This is a genomic window from Amycolatopsis jejuensis, from assembly GCF_000717335.1.
Taxonomy (GTDB): Bacteria; Actinomycetota; Actinomycetes; order Mycobacteriales; family Pseudonocardiaceae; genus Amycolatopsis; species Amycolatopsis jejuensis.
In genome coordinates this window covers 66,318-82,481 of record NZ_JNYZ01000008.1, presented here as the reverse complement: position 1 = coordinate 82,481, position 16,164 = coordinate 66,318, and the positions used below count along the sequence as shown (strand labels likewise).

The following is a 16,164-nucleotide window of genomic DNA, read 5'->3' as shown; positions in this document are numbered from 1 at the left end:
CGGGTGTGCCGCCAGGGCCGGTTCGGCGGGATGGTGGTGCGGCAGGTGACGTGATCGGGCGGTGTGTGATGCGCAGTGTGACAGCGTCGCGGGCGCTGGAAGGCGCGACCTGGCGGCGGCATGTGCCGCATGTCGTCATGGCGGTTGCGATGGTGACCATGCACCTCGTGCCCATCGCACCGCTCTCGCCACCGGTCTGGTTCGTCACGCTGGGTGGGGTTGCGATCTGGCTGGCGCGCACCGAGGAGGTCGCTCCGGTCCGCCACCACGGGGTCTACGACCTCGCCGGGATGGCCGTGGTGATGCTCGCCCTGCCGATGCCGGGCATGCCAGGAATGTCCGGCGGATCCGGCGCCGCCCCCGCCAGTGGAGCCGCCCTGGTGCTGCTCGGATGCTGGCTCGCCGGGAAACTGCTCCTGGAGGTCCGCCATCCCCTCCGCGACCCGTGGAACGCCGCAATGGTCGCCGTGATGGGGCTGATGATCGCGTAACCTGAACGTTCCGGGCATTTTCCGCCAGCAGTTCATCGTCACGGGCCTCCCCGGTGGAGTACCGGGTGACGAAACCGGAGGGCTTGGTGAACGAACATGACCTGGATACCGTCCCGTATGCGCCCGGCGCGGTCGAGGAGCTGGCCGACCGGCACGGGGAACGCGCGCTCGCCATGGTCGGCAGGCACGGATTCCCCCGCGCGGACGCCGAGGCGATCGTCAGCGATGCGTTCCTCGCTCTCATCAAGAGCTGGCAGCAGCGCGGCTCGTTGGCCGAACCCGAACGGCTGCTGTTCATCACGGTCAAGCAGCGGATGGCGAACGAGTTCCGCCGGCGCAAGCGCAAGCCCGTCGACCGGATCGACAGCGACGAAGGCATTGCCGCGGCGGCGGATGCGTTGTGGCAGCACCACTTCGCCGATCCGCTGATCGACCGGATCGACGTGCAGAACGCACTGCGTGAGCTGCCCCATCGCCAGCGTGCTGTGCTCGTCCTGAGGTTCCTGGACGACCTGGAGATCACGATCGTCGCGGCGCTGCTCGGCTGCAGTGCCAACGATGTGAAATACGCGCAGAAGGTCGGGCTGCGTGAGCTGCGGAAGTCCCGGTGGCTGTCCGGGTACGCGACGACGCCGGAGGTGCGCCAGTGAAGAACGAAACCGCGTGGCTCGACGTCGCGAAGCTGATCGACCAGGCCACCACGGAAAACGCTGCCGGGCACCGGCCCACGCTCCTCGACGAGGCGGAGGTGTCCTACCGGAGCTTCAAGATCGGCGTGTGGCACCTCTCGCAGGACGACCCCGCCGAGGCCCGGCGCTGGCTGCGCGACGCGGCCGACCGGGGGATCGTCGAGGCACAGTCGCTGCTGAGCATCTGCGGACCGGCCGCGGAAGCGGTCGACGAAGAAGTGGTCACCGTGCAGGCACAAAGCGACGCCGAGGTCGACCGGATCCTGGCCACCGACCTCCACGTCGACAGCATCCCCACCGGCGACGGGACGGTCGCGGTCGCCACCCGGCTGCGCGCGGCCGCCGAGGTCACGCGCGGCGAAGGCGTGCCGGGCCCGAAGGAGCTCGACCAGGCAGTCGCGGCTGCCCGCACCGGTGATCCGGACGCGATCGCCGCGCTGCTGAAGCTCATCCGGCCGACCGCCGTGCGTTACTGCCGCGCCCGGATCGGCGATCGCGACCTCACCGGCGTCTCCGCCGACGACATCGCACAGGAGGTGTGCCTCACCGTCCTGAAGAGCTTGCCGGACTTCGAAAAACGCGGCGGTTCGTTCCTGTACCTGGTGCGCTCCATCGCGGCGAACAAGGTCGCCGACGCCTTCCGCGCGGCCGGGATCGACGAGCACTGGTCACCGGTCAGCGAGCTGGAACCACGCGTGCGGCAGATGCTCGCGTCACTGCCACCGCTGTACCAGGAAGTGCTCCGGCTGCGGATCATCGTCGGCATGACTGCCACCGAAACGGCCGCCGCACTGGGCATCTCGGCCGGAGCCGTCCGCGTCACGCAATACCGCGCGCTCACCCGCCTCCGCACCTTGATGGGCGGTTCCTGACCGCGGTCCGTGAAGGGAACCATCACGGAATCAGATTCCCTGATGGTTCCCTTCACAGACTTGACCGTTGCCTACACACTGTCGACAGCGTACTGTCGACAGCTATGCCGACCGCGACTGCTCTGGACTCGAGCCCGTTCTGGAACCTGCTGGACTCCACCGACGACGGATACGCGGACGCGGTCTACGCCGGGAAACTGGCGAAGTCCACCGTCAACGCGATCAACCACACCGTCGCCGCCACGGACGGGATGCATCGGGCGATGCAGTCGATCGTCCGGTGGCAGCGGTTCTACCGGGACACGCCGTCGGTCTTTCAGGCGTACTCGTCCGGCGATGCGCTGAAGGCCCAGGCCGACGGGCGCACCGCGATTTTCATGGGCTTCCAGGGCATCGACCCGCTCGAGGGTGACCTGAACATGATCGAGGCCTACCACTCCATGGGCCTGCGTTTCCTGCAGCCGACCTACCAGCGCCGGACCCTCGCCGGGGAGGGCTGCGGCGAGCCCACGGCGGGCAGTGTCGGGTTGAGCTCGTTCGGGCGCGACCTCGTCGGCATCTGCAACGATCTGGGGATCGTGCTCGACATTTCGCACGTCGGGGAACGCACCTCCCTCGACATCATCGAGCGGTCGGCCAAGCCGGTGATCGCCACGCATTCCGCGGCGCGCGGGCTCGTCGACTGCGTGCGCAACAAAACCGACCGGGAAATCACCGCGCTGGCGGAAACGGGCGGGGTGATCGGAATTGCCGGGAAATCGTTGTTCCTCACCCCCGAATATGCCACCAAAGGCAGCACTCTCGACGACTATCTCCGGCACATCGACTACATCTGCTCGCTGGCCGGTGACGATGTCGTCGCAATCGGTACCGACATTTCCGACGAGCGGCGGTACACGCCCGAAATGCTCAGGAAATTCGGCGAAGCCTATCCGGAGATCCCGCTCGGCGGCGACACCTTCCGGGCCGAGATCGCGAACACCCGGGACATTCCCACGCCGGCCGACACCAAGAACATCCTCGCCGAGCTGACGGCCCGCGGTTATGGCCCGGATACGATCGACAAGATCAAGGGCCGGAACGCGCATCGGGCGTGCGCGGCCAACTTCTGAGCGGGAGAGTCATGACAGAGGGCGACACCGGCAGCCTGGACCTCGGGCTGCAGCACCAATCGCTGGCGGAGCGGATCGCCGCGCAGCTCAGCACCCGCATCTACGAGGGTGACCTGGCGCCCGGCGTCACGCTGAGCGAGGCGGGGATCGCGCGGCAGCTCGGGGTCAGCCGGTCTCCGGTCCGCGAAGCGATTGCGTTGCTGGCCGCCGACGGCCTGGTGCAACGGCCTTCGCGCAAACAGGCCTTCGTCTCCCGGTTCACCGCGGAGGACTGCATTGCCCTGTACGACACCCGCGCGCTCATCGACGGCTACCTCGCCGAGCAGGCCGCGCGCCACGCCACCGAAGAAGACCTCGCAGCCCTCGACGACCTGCTCGCGCAGCTGCTCGCCGCGGCCGGGGCAGGTGGCCGGGACTACCGGGTCGCGCTCGAACCGCTGAAATTCAAGATCTACCTCACCTCGCGCAATGCGGTGTCCGCGGAAATCGGCAAATCGCTGTGGTACCGCAGCCTGCCGTTTCGCTCACTGGTGCCGATCGACCAACGACTCGGGCAATCCCTCGAAATGCACCGCGACGTGATCGAGGAAATCCGGAAACACAATCCGGAAGGGGCCCGCGCCGTCGTCTTCGACGGGCTTCAGGACTACAAGGAGGCTGTGTTGAAAAGGGTCGCAAAAGACTGAAGTAACTTCGGGGGGAATTTTTTCCAAAGGGGGCCATTCCGGCTGCGCCCGATCATTGCCGCGCGCCGGAAAAGAATTCCACTCGGCGAATGGGAGCTTGTCGTGAAGAAATGGCTGGCCGGCGTGTGCGCCGTCACCACGTCGCTGACGATGGTGGCTTGCGGATCGGGCGGGTCGCCCGCCGCGGGCCGCACGAGCATCGTCGTCGCGGACACCAGCGGGATCCGCGACTGGAACCCGCTGTCGGCGACCGGCGACACCACCATCCAGCGGCAGCAGCAATGGCCGCTGTACCCGCATCCCTTCCTCCCGCAGGCCGACACCAGCCTCAAGCTCAACGACGCGCTGCTCGCCAGCGCCGCAATCACTTCGACCAGCCCGATGGTCGTCACCTACAAGATCAAGGACCAGGCGAAGTGGTCCGACGGCACCCCGATCACCGCCGCCGACTTCGAGTACACCTGGTCGGTGCAGAACCCGAAGGTGTGCAAGGAATGCAAGGCCGCCTTCACCGAGGGCTACACCTTGATATCGAAGGTCGTTGCGCAGGACGGCGGCAAGACCGCCGAGGTGCATTTCGACAAACCGTTCTCGCAGTGGCAATCGCTGTTCACCTTCCTGCTCCCGGCGCACGTGGCCAAGCAGTACGGCTCGATGGCGCAGTCGTTCAACGACGGCTTCACCAAGAACCAGCCCAAGGTCACCGGCGGTCCGTACCAGGTGAAGGAGTACCAGCCGGGCGTCTCGCTGACGCTCAGCCGCAACGAAGCCTGGTACGGCACCAAAACCGGGTACGAGACCGTCGTCTTCCGTGAGATCAAGAGTGTCGACGAGCAGCTGACCGCGTTGCGCAACGGCGAAATCGACGTCATGTCGGCCGCGCCGTCGGTCGACACCATCGAACAGCTGAAGGGCATGGCCAAGGTCGAGACCCGCGTCGGCCCCTCGCTCACCTACCAGCACCTCGGCATCCAGACCAGCGGCGGCCCGCTGCGCGACCCCGATCTGCGCAAGGCCGTCGCCACCGCCCTCGACCTGAACGGCATCCGGGCCCGGACCCTCACGCCGGTGGCGCCGAATGTCCCCGCGATGAACAGCGCCGTGTACGTCCCCGGCCAGAACATCGACGGAATCGAGGCGTACCACGACAATCTGGCGGCGGTCGGCGTCGGACGCGGCGACTTGGCGGCAGCCAAGCAGATCCTCGCCGGGAAGGGGTACACGCAGAACAACGGCGCACTTCGCGGTCCCGGCGGCGCCGACATCCCGCCGTTGGTCTTCGTCACCGAAGCGGCGAACTCGTCACGGGTCGAGACCGCGCAGATCGTCCAGCAGCAGCTCGCGCCGCTCGGCCTGAAGGTCGCCATCCAGTCGCTGGACGCCAACCGGTACGCCTCGACGATCTTCGACGGCAAGTTCGACCTGATGGTCACCGGCACCGCGCTCGACCTCGGCCCGATCTCGGTCCAGCAGTGGTACGGCTCGGACGGCGGCCGGAACTTCGGCTATCACAACGCCCGCGTCGACGAGCTGTTCGCCACGGCGTACGCGGCCACCGATCCCGCGACTCTCGTCAAGGCCATGAACGACGTCGACAAGATCCTCCTCGCCGACCTGGTCGTGCTGCCGCTGTTCCCGGCGCCGCGGATGATCGTGTACCCCAAGGGCGTCACCGGGATCGAGCTCAACCCGAGCAAGTACGGCATCACCGTGAACGTCGAGAACTGGGCCGGTGCGCAATGACCGCTCCACGCCTGCGGGCGAGCGGCGCCATGCCGTCGATCACCGTCGACGGGGACGCCTACCGGCAGGGATTCCAGCACGGCCGGGCATTCGCCGGGCTGATCCGGGCCAACGTCGCCGAGATGTACGCCGAACGCAAGCGGATCACGACCCTCGGGCGGACGTGGGACTACGACGGGCTCGTGGAACGGAACTTCGCCTTCGCCATGGACCAGCGGCCCGAGCTGGCCGACGAAATCGACGGCCTGAGCGCCGGCAGCGGCATCGACCGCACCGACCTAGTCCACCTCAACGTGCCGCTGTACCTCGTCGCCACGTTGCTGCCGCTGGAATGCACCGTGCTGCTGTCCACCCACGAGTCCGCGAGCACCCTCGGGAAAACCCGCGATCTGCCCAATGCGATGACCAACGTCCTCCTGCACCGGTGGCATCCGGACGGCGCCGAATCCGTCGAGCTGATGCACGCGGGTGCGGTCACGATGCCCGCGGCCGGGCTGAACTCGGCGGGGCTGATGTGGGCGTCGACCGGGGTGTGGGCCAAGTCCACGACCATCGACATCGAGGAGCTCGCCGATCACTGGCTCATCGTCGACCTGGCCGGGATGACCCGGGACTGCGTGGACACGGCGGCGCTCGCCGAGGAGCTCGAAGCGGCGAGGTCGGTCACGAACCTCATCGTCACCGCGGTCGATGCGCAGCAGCAGGCCCGGCGGATCGAATACTGCCCTGGCCGCACCGAAATCCTCCCCGCCGTCAGTCGTGCCGCCGTCGCGACCAACCACTTCTCCGCCCCCGCACTGGTCAGCGAAGCGCCGACCCGCGAGGAGTACCCGTCCACCTACACGCGGGCGGAACTGGGAATGGCCAGTCTGGCCGGGCAGGAAGACCATGGCGCAGAAGGGATCTGGGCGCTGCTGGCCGACCACGGAGCCGGGGACGGCCTCGGCATCTGCCGCCACCACGCGGTGAGTGCCCAAGGCAACCGGACCCAGTGCGGCACGGTTTCGACCTGGCCGGAAGGGGTCCTGGAGGGCTGGCTCGGCCATCCGTGCGAGCGGAACCCGGTCCGATCGTGAAGGGCCGGTTCCGATGATCCGTTACCTGGTCGCCCGCGCCCTCGGTGCGCTGGGCATCCTGCTGCTGGCGTCGATGACGATCTTCGTGGCCGTCGCGGCCTCCGGCGATCCGCTCGCCCAGCTGCGCGACCACCAGCCGCCGGTACCGCAGTCGGTACTGGACGCCGAAGCCGTGCGCCTCGGACTGGACGACAACCTCGCCGTTCGCTACCTGCATTGGCTGCTCCGCTTGGTACAAGGCGATTTCGGGCCGTCGGTCGTGGTGAACCGTGACATCTTCACCGAGCTGACGACCCGGGTCGGGGTCACGCTCCGGCTCGTGGTCGTGGCGCTCGTGCTCGCCCTGGTGCTGGCCCTCGTCGCCGGTACCGCAGCCGCGGTGCGCAGGGGACGGTGGTTCGACCGGTTCTTCACGCCGCTGACGTTCCTGCTGCTCGCGCTGCCGTCGTTCTGGCTCACCGTGATCGCCAAACAGGCGGGCATCCTGCTCAACGACGCGGTGGGGGAGAACGTCCTGCCGACCGTCGGCGCCGGGCCGGTGGCCGCCGCCGACGGGTTCTGGGACCAGTTCTTCGGCACCGCGGCACACCTGGTGCTGCCGACGCTGGTGCTGTGCCTCGTGCATTTCTCGATCTGGAGCCGGTACCAGCGCAGTGCGGTACTCGAAAGCCTGCAGGGCGACCACGTGAAGTTCGCCCTCGTCCGCGGGCTCGCGCGGAAACGGGTGATCCGCAGCTACGCGGTCCGGACGAGCCTGGTGCCGATCGTCACGGTGGTCGCGCTGGAGCTGCCGGTGCTCGTTTCCGGGGCCATCGTCACGGAGACCGTCTTCCAGTGGGAGGGCATGGGTGCCTTCCTGCTGGACTCGATCTCGCACCGCGACATGAACGCGATCCTCGGCTGGCTGATGATCGCCGGGGTCGCCGTCGTGCTGTGCAACCTCCTCGCCGACGTGCTCTACCTGGTGATCGACCCGAGGATCCGCCATGCCGCCTGAACGAACTGCCGTGGTCCCGAACGGGGTCGCCCGGAAATTCCTGCGTGACCGGTCCGCATTGGCCGCGCTGTCCGCGATCCTGCTGCTCGTGCTCACCGCGATCGTCGTCCCGATGTTCTGGCGGTACCGCTTCGAGCAGCTGTCCGACGACATCTCCCAGGCTCCGTCGTGGTCGCACCCGATGGGGACCGACACGCTCGGCCGCGACCTGTTCGCCCAGGTCCTGCGGGGGCTGCAGCAGTCGCTGGCCATCGCCGGGTCGGTCACCGTGCTCGGGGTCGTGCTCGGTGTGGCACTCGGGCTCGTCGCCGGGTACTCCGGCGGGTGGGCGGACAACGTGGTGATGCGCCTCGTCGACCTCACGCTCACCTTGCCGGTGCTGGCGATCGGTGCGTTCTTCGGGTCGATCGTCCCGCCGGGCGGCACCTCGTGGCTCGCCTTGTCGCTGGTGCTCGCCTTGCTGATGTGGGTGAGCGTGGCGCGGCTGGTGCGCGGGGTCGTGCTGAACCTCAAGGAATTGCCGTACCTGCAGGCGGCCGAGACCATGGGCGCCGGGCGGGTGCGGATCCTGGTCCGGCACGTGCTGCCGAACGTCAGCGACCACCTCATCGTCGCCGCGACCCTGCTGTTCTCCGGCGCGATCATCGCCGAAAGCAGCCTCAGCTTCCTGGGGTTCGGCGTGGTCCCGCCGGACACCTCGCTCGGCCTGCTGGTCGCCGAAGGGCAGTCGACGATCCACTCGCGCCCGTGGCTGTTCTTCTTCCCCGGCGGCTTCATCATCGCGCTGGTGCTGTGCGCCAACTACCTCGGAGAAGGCTTGCGGCGCGCAATGAATCCCCGCTCGCACATCTCGCATCTGCTGCCACGCGGCCGCCGTTCGCGTCCGGCTACGGTCGCCGCCCCGGTCGAGGACGGGCCCTTGGTGGCAGTCCGGGACTTGACCGTCTCGTTCGGCCAGGCGACGCCGGTCGCCGGGGTGTCGTTCGACATCCACCGGGACGAGACCGTGGCGCTGGTCGGCGAGTCGGGCTCGGGGAAGACCCTCACCGCGCATGCGCTGATCGGGATGGTCCCGCCGCCCGGCGTGGTCGGCGGGAACGTGGTCATCGACGGCCGTTCCTGCACGGGCTGGTCCGAACGGGAATGGGCGGAGCTGCGCGGGACCCGGATCGCGATGATCCTGCAGGACCCGTCGACCGCGCTGAACCCGGTGCTGTCGATCGGGCAGCAGTTCGCGCACTCCTACGAGGACGGCCGCGCGAACGCGCGAGAGATCCGCGACCGGTGCGCACGGCTCCTGGACCTCGTGTCGATCGCGGACCCTGAACGCGTGCTGCGGCAGTATCCGCACGAGCTGTCGGGCGGAATGCGGCAGCGGGTGGCGATCGCGATGGCGCTGGCCCACGACCCGGAGCTGATCATCGCGGACGAGCCGACGACCGCGCTCGACGTGACGGTGCAGGCGCAGGTGTGTGCCACGCTGCTCGACGTCCGGGAACGCCTCGGGACGAGCATGCTCTTCATTTCCCACAACCTCGGCGTGGTCGCCGGGCTCGCGGACCGGGTGGTGGTCATGAAGGATGGCCAGGTCCGGGAGAGCGGCACCGTGGCGGACGTCTTCGCGAATCCACAGGACGCGTACACGCAGATGCTGCTGCGCACCGTGCCGACGATCCCCGCCGGAGGTGCTGCTCGTGGCTGACCTGCTGACCGTGACTGACGTCGTCAAGCACTACCGTTCGCGTTCCCGGTGGCTGCGCCGCGGTGCACCGGCGGTCGTGCACGGGGTGTGCGGGGTGTCGTTCACCGTCCCGGCCGGTTCGTCGTACGGGATCGTGGGCGAATCGGGGTCCGGGAAGACGACGGTGCTCAAGCTGATCCTCGGGCTGGAACGGCTCACCCGCGGCACGATCACCTGCGACGGGGTCGTGCTCGCGGACACGACGGGGCCGTACAACCCGTCGTTCCGCGATCGCATCGCCGTCGTGTTCCAGGACCCGATGACGTCGCTCGACCCGCGGATGACCATTCGCGACAGCCTGCGCGAGCCGTCGGTGATCGCCCGGAACCCGGCCACCGAGCACGATCTCGTTGCCCTGCTGGAGAAAGTGCTGCTGCCCGCGCAGTACCTGAACGTCCATCCGCACGAGCTGTCCGGCGGGCAACGCCAGCGCGTGGCCATCGCCCGCGCGCTCGCCCGCCGTCCGCAGCTGGTCCTGCTCGACGAGCCGGTGTCCGCCCTCGACGTGTCGGTGCAGGCGGAGATCATCGCGCTGCTGAAGGAATTGCGCACGGAGACCGGGGTTTCGTACCTGATGGTGTCGCATGATCTCGGGGTCGTCGCGGAACTGTGCGACCACCTCGGCGTGATGTGGCTCGGCCGGATGGTGGAGTCGGGCCCGGCGGCGGAGGTGCTGTCCGCCCCCGCGCATGCCTACACGCAGCGGCTGGTCGAGGCGATCCCGGTGCTCGACCCGGCCGTCCAGCGCGAGCGGCTCCGCACCCTCGCCGCCCGCCCGCCGCTGATGGCCGCCGACCGCCCCGCCTGCCCTCACCCCGGCTGACCCCGGCGGTCCGTGAAGGGAACCATCACGGAATCAGATTCCCTCATGGTTCCCTTCACGGACTTCACGGACTTCACGGACTTCACGCCGAGGGGGTCAGGCTCGGGCGGGGTTCACCGCGACGGTGGTGTTCGGCTCGGCGTCGACGGAGCTGCGGCGGGCGGCAGCGCAGCCGAGAGCGCTGACCACACCCAGACCCAGCAGCAGGGTCGCCACTGGCCAGGACGCGTTCGTCTGCGCCAGCAGGAACGTCGCGATCGCCGGGGTGAAGCCGCCGATCAGGCTCGCGCCTTGGTAGCACAGCGAGATCCCGGTGTAGCGCAGATGCGTCGGGAACTGGTTGGCCAGCAACGCGGGCAGCACCGCCCACAGTCCGGTCTGGAACATCGTCGCCACGGCCTGCGCGAACCAGATCCAGCCCGGCGTGCCGGTGTTGAGCAACGCGTACAGCGGGAACGCCCACGCGGCCACGAGTGCCGAGCCGATACACGCGATCAGCCGCGGTTTGCGGTATGTCGCCCATCGGCCGACCACCAGGATCAGCGACGCCTGCACCGCCGCGGTGATGAGCTGCCCGGCCAGCCCGATACTGCTGCTGAGCCCGAGTTTGCTCACCGCGTAGGTGATCGTGAACGTGTTGACCAGGTAGTACCCGCCGCTGGTCAGCATGGCCGCGGCGATGCCGATCAGCAGTGGCCGCCACGCCAGGCGGAGGACGTCCAGCAGCGGTACCCGCGAGCGCTCCCCGGCCTTCTTGACCTTCTCGAACGCCGGGGTTTCCTGCAGCCGCAACCGGATCACGAGCCCGACGACCAGCAGGATGCCGGAGAACAGGAACGGGACCCGCCAGCCCCAGGCGAGGAACACCGAGTCCGGCATGCCCTGGAACATCAGCACCATCAGCGACGACAGCATCAGCCCGGCCGGGGATCCGAGCTGCGGGATGGCCCCGAAGAACGCCGCCCGGCCCTTCGGCGCGTGTTCCACTGAAACCAGCGACGCGCCACCCCATTCGCCGCCGAGCGCGAAGCCCTGTACGCAGCGCAGCACCACCAGCAGAATCGGCGCCCACACCCCGATCGTCGCGTACGACGGCAGGAAGCCGATCAACATCGTCGCGCCGCCCATGAGCATCAGCGTGAGCACGAGGATGCTCTTGCGCCCGACGCGGTCGCCGAGATGCCCGAACACGATCGCGCCCACCGGCCGCAGCAGGAACCCGGCGGCGAACGTGGCGAACGCGGCGAGCGTACCCGCGGCCGGGTCGTGCGACGGGAAGAACAGCTTGCCGAGCACCAGCGCGGCTGCGGTGCCGTAGAGGTAGAAGTCGTAGTACTCGATGCTTTGCCCGATCAGGGCGGCCCAAGCGGCACGTCGGTGCTGCGGGCGGTGCGCGGTGCCGGTGCTCGTGGCTTCGGCCATGGCCTGCTCCGTTCCGGTGAGGCGGGGGGATTCAGGAAACGCGGGTGGCGAGCTGGGCGAGGAATTCGAGGATGACCCGGCCGGCGAGGTTGCCGGTGAGGCCCTGGATGTCGTGCGGCGGGCTGACGGTGTTGAGGTCGAAGAGCACTGTCCGCAGTGGAGCGAGCGCACGCAGGAGCGCGAGCCCTTCCCGGGCGGTCGCGCCGCCCCATTCCGGCATGGCGACGCCGGGTGCCGCGGACGGGTCGAAGAAATCCATGTCCCAGCACAGGTACACCGGCCGCCCGCCGATCGCGGCGACCACCTCCTCGGCGACCTCGGCGACCCCCTGGCGCACCACGTCGTCCATCGGGATGACCCGGTGGCCCACTCCGGAGATGTTGCTGCGGGTCCCGGTGAGCGCGGACAGGGTGCCGCGCGCGCCGAGGTGGAACGTCAGCTCCGGGTCGACCAAGCCTTCCTCGGCGGCACGCAGGAAGGTGGTGGTCGTGGTGTACCGGCCGGTGCCGGGGACGTCCGACGTGTCGGTGTGGGCGTCGCAGTGCACCACCGCGAGCGTCCCGTGCTGCCGGTGCGCCGCGCGGAGCTGAGGCAGCGTCACCGAACCGTCGCCGCCGATCGCGATGGGTACCGTACCCGCTCCCAGCAATGCGGTGGTCGCGGTTTCGATGTGTTCGAAGGCTTCCTCGATCTTGCTCGGCGTGAGCGCGACGTTGCCGAGGTCGACCACGCCGAGTGCGGACAGGAAGTCTTCATCGGAATGGAAGAGGAAGCGGCGGTCCGGCAGCCAGCTGTGCCGGACGTGGTCCGGGCCCTGCCGGCAGCCGATCCGGAAGCCGTTCGTGCCGGTGTCGAACGGCAGCCCGAGGATCGCGGCCCGCGCACCGGGCGCGCGGCGGGGGAGCCCGGCGAAGGTGCCGGACTCGAACCTGCTGAGGACGCTGAGGGCATCGTCAAGGGAATGCGTCATGAAGCTGTCTCGACCTGCTTTCGGACGTTGGCCGGTCCCGGGGATCGGGACCTTCACCTGCTCGCGCATCTGGTGCTATGGTCGGACCAAGTCACCAAGTTCTAGCACCGGGCGGCGCTGATCGCAAGACGCGGGATTTCCGCGCGGACGGCCGCCGCCGAGGTCCTACCCCGAGGATGTGCCCGTGGACGCGGCAAAATTGCTGATCGTGGCGGTTGTGGGAGTGCTCGCCGGAGCCGCGAACAGCGTGGCCGGCGGTGGCACGCTGCTCACGTTCCCGGCGCTGCTGGCCGTCGGGCTGCCGCCGATCCCGGCGAACGTCACGTCCGCGATCGGCCTCGTGCCCGGTTACGCAGGCGGCGCGTACGCCTACCGTGCGGAAATCCGGGACCAGCGGTTGCGCCTGCGGCAGCTGGCCGCGGTGTGCGTGGTCGGCGGGATCGTCGGCGCGGTGCTCCTGCTGATCACTCCGCCCGCGGCCTTCACTCGTCTCGTGCCGTACCTGGTCTTGCTGTCGACCGCGTTGCTGTGGGCGCAGCCGTGGCTGTCCGCGCGCGTGACGGCTTTGCGGCAGGGCAAGGAAACCTCGGGCGGGCTCGGGTTGGTGACGCAGCTGCCGGTGCTCGTCGCGTCGGTGTACGGCTCGTATTTCGGGGCCGGGCTCGGGGTGCTGCTGCTGGCGGTGCTGGGCATCTTCATCCCGGACGGGCTGCAGCGGCTCAACGGGCTGAAAAGCGTACTGTCGCTGGTGATCGTGGTCGCCGGGGTCGGGGTGTACCTGCTGTCGGGGCAGGCGAGCCCGGTGGTCGTCGCGGTGCTGCTGGTGATGTCGTGGCTGGGCGGGTTCGCCGGCGGGCTGCTCGCGCGGCGGGTGCCGGCGGGGGCGCTGCGGATCGTCGTGTGCGTGCTGGGGGTGGCGAGCGCGATCGTGCTGTTCGTCCGCGGCTGACCTGGTAGGGTTGGGTTGTTGGACAGACCAAAGGAGGGGCCGTGGCGATCGAATGGTCGGGAGCCGGGCTGCGCCCCTCGTCCATGAGCACCGAGGTCGCCGCGTACCTCGAGCAGCTGATCGTCACCGGGGAGATCCAGGTCGGCGAGAAAGTGCCGCCGGAGCGGGAAATCGCGGCCAAGCTGGGCGTGTCGCGCAGCACCGTGCGCCAGGCCATGCACGAGCTCACGCTGAAGGGACTGACCGACCGCAAACCCGGCCGCGGCACGGTGGTGCTTGGCCCGGGCGCGAGCGTCGGGTCGCTGCTGGGCGCACTGAACCAGGCCGAACGGGAACCGATGCAGGTCACCGACCTGCGGCAGGTGGTGGAACCGTCGGTGGCGAGCCGCGCCGCATTGCGCGCGACCCCGGCGGATCTGCGGCAGCTCGAACGCGCGTGTGACGAGGTCCGCGAGGGCATTTCGGCCGCGGAATCGGTGCGCCTGGACGAGAAGTTCCACCTGCTGGTCGCGCGGGCCACGCAGAACCCGCTGCTGGTGAGCATGGTCGAGGTGATGCAGGACTGGTTGGGTGAGCTGCGCCGCGAGTCGCACGCCACGGCGTCGGGTCGCCGTTCTTCGCATGCCGGGCATCGGCGCATTCTGGAGGCGATCCGGGCCGGTGACCCGGAAGCCGCGGAGGCCGCGATGCACGAGCACATTTCGGGGATCGGTGACCTCGTGGCGGGACGGCATACGGCGGTGAAGGGGCGGGGTTGATCCGCTGGTGCCGCCGGGGCGGGCTCGGCTGACGCGGTGGTGTCGCCGGGCCGGTTGCGATGGGCCTCCGCTGACGGCCTGGTGCAGGGGAGCCGGGTCGGTCACGATGGGGGCATGTGGGTTGCGCCGACGACGACGGCCGGGTTGCTGGCGAATGTCGTGCGGGGGGCGGAGCGGGCCGGGTTCACCGGGCTTCTCGTGGTGCTGGCCCGCACTGCCGACGCGCCGGTGCAGCTGCACGAGCTGTCCGACGAGTGGACCAGCGTGCACGACGTCACCGGGCAGCTGATCGCGGTGCTGAGCCCCGATCCGCGGGCGCGGGTGCCGCCGGTGACCTCGATTCTGGAACGGAGCACCCTCGTGCACGAGTCCGCGGCGATGCACGACCTGCGCCTGTTCTCGAGCCGCGCCCGTGATCGGGCGTTCTCCAGCGGCTTCGTCCGTTCGGCGGCAAGGGATGCGTCGTGCCGCGGGATGGCCGAACCGCCGCGTCCTCCCCGGGAACATCGCACTGCGTGGACGGAGGCGGTTTCGCGGTGTGCGACGTACTTCGGCATTGCCGAGGCACAGCTGCCCGCGGTGCTGGTGCTGAGCTTCGCCGAGTCGGCTGCGGTGCTCGTGCGGTTGCGGCCGCGGTCGGAACTGTCGGTGTACGACTTGTGCAAACAGGTCGCGGCGAATCTGGGGTACACGAAACGTGCCGCGGAACTGCGGGCGACGCGGCGGGTGCTCCGGGCACGACATTCTGCTTTGCCGCCGGTCGAGGGGGCCGGGCCGAGGCCGTTGCCGTTGGATGCCCGGATCGGGGCCGAACGGTCTCGCCGGATGCGAGACCTGTACGACGGGCTCGCTGAGCAGCTCGGGGCCGTCGGCGGGCTCGATCCTGAGCTGGTTGTGCGATGGCAGGCGGAGCTGGCCGAGGTGCGTGCGCGGGGTACGGCGGAGGGGATGTACCGGTTGTTGTTCGAGATCCGCCGGTACGTGGCCGGATCGGGGGAGGAGTCCTGGCAGCGGCTCGCGACGCGGGTGGGCACGGTGACCGCGGCTACGGACCGGGCGTTTCTCGGTGGGCGGGTGGAGTGGGACCTCGAGAGTGCGGATCCGCTGGTTGCCGAGGTCCGTCGGCGGGAGGGCGAGTGGCGGGAGCAGCGGGTCCGGGAGGCGCGGATGGCTGCGGAGTTGCGGGAGGTCGATGCCGAGCTGGCCGAGGTGGTGGCGGGGGAGAAGAGGGAGGCAGGGCTGGCCGGGGCGGTGGAGGTTGCCGCTCGGGAGGCCTTGGGGCGGGCCGAGGTGGAGACTGCCGCGGGGACGGCGGGGTTGGCCGGCTATGTCGTCCGGGTGGTTCGGCCGGTCGGGGAGCAGCCGGTGGAGGGGAATGTGGTTGCGGGGGCGGTGTCCGGGCAGGTTGTGCAGGCTCGGGATATCGGCGGGGATGTGTATTTCGGGCGGCGGCCTGGGTGGTGGGATCGGGTGTGGCGATGGGTTCTTCGGCGTTGAGGAACTGTTGCGTGGGGGCACCCCGAAGCCGGAATTGTGACCGTGTTCAGGCGTCGTATCGGGGTGCAGGGCTGGGTTTCGTGGGTGCACGGGTGGGCCTGCGTCGAACCTGGCGATGGTGACTTTCCCGTCTTACCTGCTTGCTGGACGCCGGGGTCTTTCTTGGCTGCGTCGGCGAATCCTCGGGTGTGTTCCTGGCTCGTGCCGATTCCGGGCTGATTGTCGATGACCAGAACTTCTCCGCCGGACGGGCCAGTTTCCGGATTGCCTGGAAGGCTGCTGCGCCGCCTTTGCTGTCCGACGCAATTGACGAGGACCTTCGTCGCGGGGGCCGAAAG

15 protein-coding genes are annotated in these 16,164 nt (G+C 69.1%); 13 read left to right on the top strand and 2 right to left on the bottom strand.

Annotation, left to right across the window (positions count from 1 at the left end):
* Window positions 1-68 precede the first annotated feature (68 nt).
* From OO71_RS11865 to OO71_RS11820, 10 genes are all read left to right on the top strand, one after another.
* Complete coding sequence (locus tag OO71_RS11865) at window positions 69-491, top strand: hypothetical protein (RefSeq protein ID WP_033289764.1); 423 nt, start codon at window positions 69-71, stop codon at window positions 489-491.
* Window positions 492-556: 65 nt separating this feature from the next.
* Window positions 557-1,141 (top strand): RNA polymerase sigma factor, encoded by a 585-nt coding sequence (locus OO71_RS11860; RefSeq protein ID WP_033289763.1) that lies wholly within the window; start codon window positions 557-559, stop codon window positions 1,139-1,141.
* Between the two features lie 368 nt (window positions 1,142-1,509).
* Window positions 1,510-2,052, top strand: coding sequence for a sigma factor-like helix-turn-helix DNA-binding protein (locus OO71_RS11855; protein WP_051791496.1), 543 nt, complete (start codon window positions 1,510-1,512; stop codon window positions 2,050-2,052).
* The gene (locus OO71_RS11850) at window positions 2,007-3,164 is read left to right on the top strand and encodes a membrane dipeptidase (RefSeq protein ID WP_281178408.1); all 1,158 of its coding nucleotides are present in this window, start codon (window positions 2,007-2,009) and stop codon (window positions 3,162-3,164) included. The genes OO71_RS11855 and OO71_RS11850 overlap by 46 nt, the downstream gene beginning before the upstream one ends.
* Window positions 3,165-3,175: 11 nt before the next feature.
* The gene (locus OO71_RS47285) at window positions 3,176-3,850 is read left to right on the top strand and encodes a GntR family transcriptional regulator (protein WP_051791466.1); all 675 of its coding nucleotides are present in this window, start codon (window positions 3,176-3,178) and stop codon (window positions 3,848-3,850) included.
* Window positions 3,851-3,952: 102 nt separating this feature from the next.
* Entirely contained in the window at window positions 3,953-5,593 is a 1,641-nt protein-coding gene (locus tag OO71_RS11840) for an ABC transporter family substrate-binding protein (RefSeq protein WP_033289762.1), read from the top strand.
* Window positions 5,590-6,669, top strand: coding sequence for a C45 family autoproteolytic acyltransferase/hydrolase (locus tag OO71_RS11835; protein WP_033289761.1), 1,080 nt, complete (start codon window positions 5,590-5,592; stop codon window positions 6,667-6,669). Before OO71_RS11840 ends, OO71_RS11835 begins: the two co-directional genes overlap by 4 nt.
* Before the next feature lie 13 nt (window positions 6,670-6,682).
* Window positions 6,683-7,666: an ABC transporter permease gene (locus tag OO71_RS11830; protein ID WP_033289760.1), complete on the top strand. Its 984-nt coding sequence runs from the start codon at window positions 6,683-6,685 to the stop codon at window positions 7,664-7,666.
* Complete coding sequence (locus tag OO71_RS11825; RefSeq protein ID WP_051791465.1) at window positions 7,656-9,368, top strand: dipeptide/oligopeptide/nickel ABC transporter permease/ATP-binding protein; 1,713 nt, start codon at window positions 7,656-7,658, stop codon at window positions 9,366-9,368. The genes OO71_RS11830 and OO71_RS11825 overlap by 11 nt, the downstream gene beginning before the upstream one ends.
* Window positions 9,361-10,230 (top strand): ABC transporter ATP-binding protein, encoded by an 870-nt coding sequence (locus OO71_RS11820; protein WP_162186066.1) that lies wholly within the window; start codon window positions 9,361-9,363, stop codon window positions 10,228-10,230. The genes OO71_RS11825 and OO71_RS11820 overlap by 8 nt, the downstream gene beginning before the upstream one ends.
* Window positions 10,231-10,326: 96 nt before the next feature.
* Here OO71_RS11820 and OO71_RS11815 read toward each other — a convergent pair whose 3' ends face one another.
* Window positions 10,327-11,652, bottom strand: coding sequence for an MFS transporter (locus OO71_RS11815; protein WP_051791463.1), 1,326 nt, complete (start codon window positions 11,650-11,652; stop codon window positions 10,327-10,329).
* A gap of 31 nt (window positions 11,653-11,683) precedes the next feature.
* Window positions 11,684-12,691, bottom strand: coding sequence for an arginase family protein (locus OO71_RS11810; protein WP_211260497.1), 1,008 nt, complete (start codon window positions 12,689-12,691; stop codon window positions 11,684-11,686).
* A 115-nt stretch (window positions 12,692-12,806) separates the two neighbouring features.
* On the opposite strand from OO71_RS11810, the gene OO71_RS11805 reads away from it, so the two are divergent.
* The 3 genes from OO71_RS11805 to OO71_RS11795 all read left to right on the top strand — a co-directional run bounded on the left by OO71_RS11805 (window position 12,807) and on the right by OO71_RS11795 (window position 15,826).
* The gene (locus OO71_RS11805) at window positions 12,807-13,571 is read left to right on the top strand and encodes a sulfite exporter TauE/SafE family protein (RefSeq protein WP_033289759.1); all 765 of its coding nucleotides are present in this window, start codon (window positions 12,807-12,809) and stop codon (window positions 13,569-13,571) included.
* Window positions 13,572-13,612: 41 nt separating this feature from the next.
* A complete protein-coding gene (locus OO71_RS11800; RefSeq protein WP_084144883.1) occupies window positions 13,613-14,329 on the top strand; it encodes a FadR/GntR family transcriptional regulator in 717 nt (238 codons plus the stop codon).
* Between the two features lie 114 nt (window positions 14,330-14,443).
* Window positions 14,444-15,826, top strand: a complete 1,383-nt coding sequence (locus OO71_RS11795; protein WP_033289758.1) for a hypothetical protein — start codon at window positions 14,444-14,446, stop codon at window positions 15,824-15,826.
* Window positions 15,827-16,164: the final 338 nt, after the last annotated feature.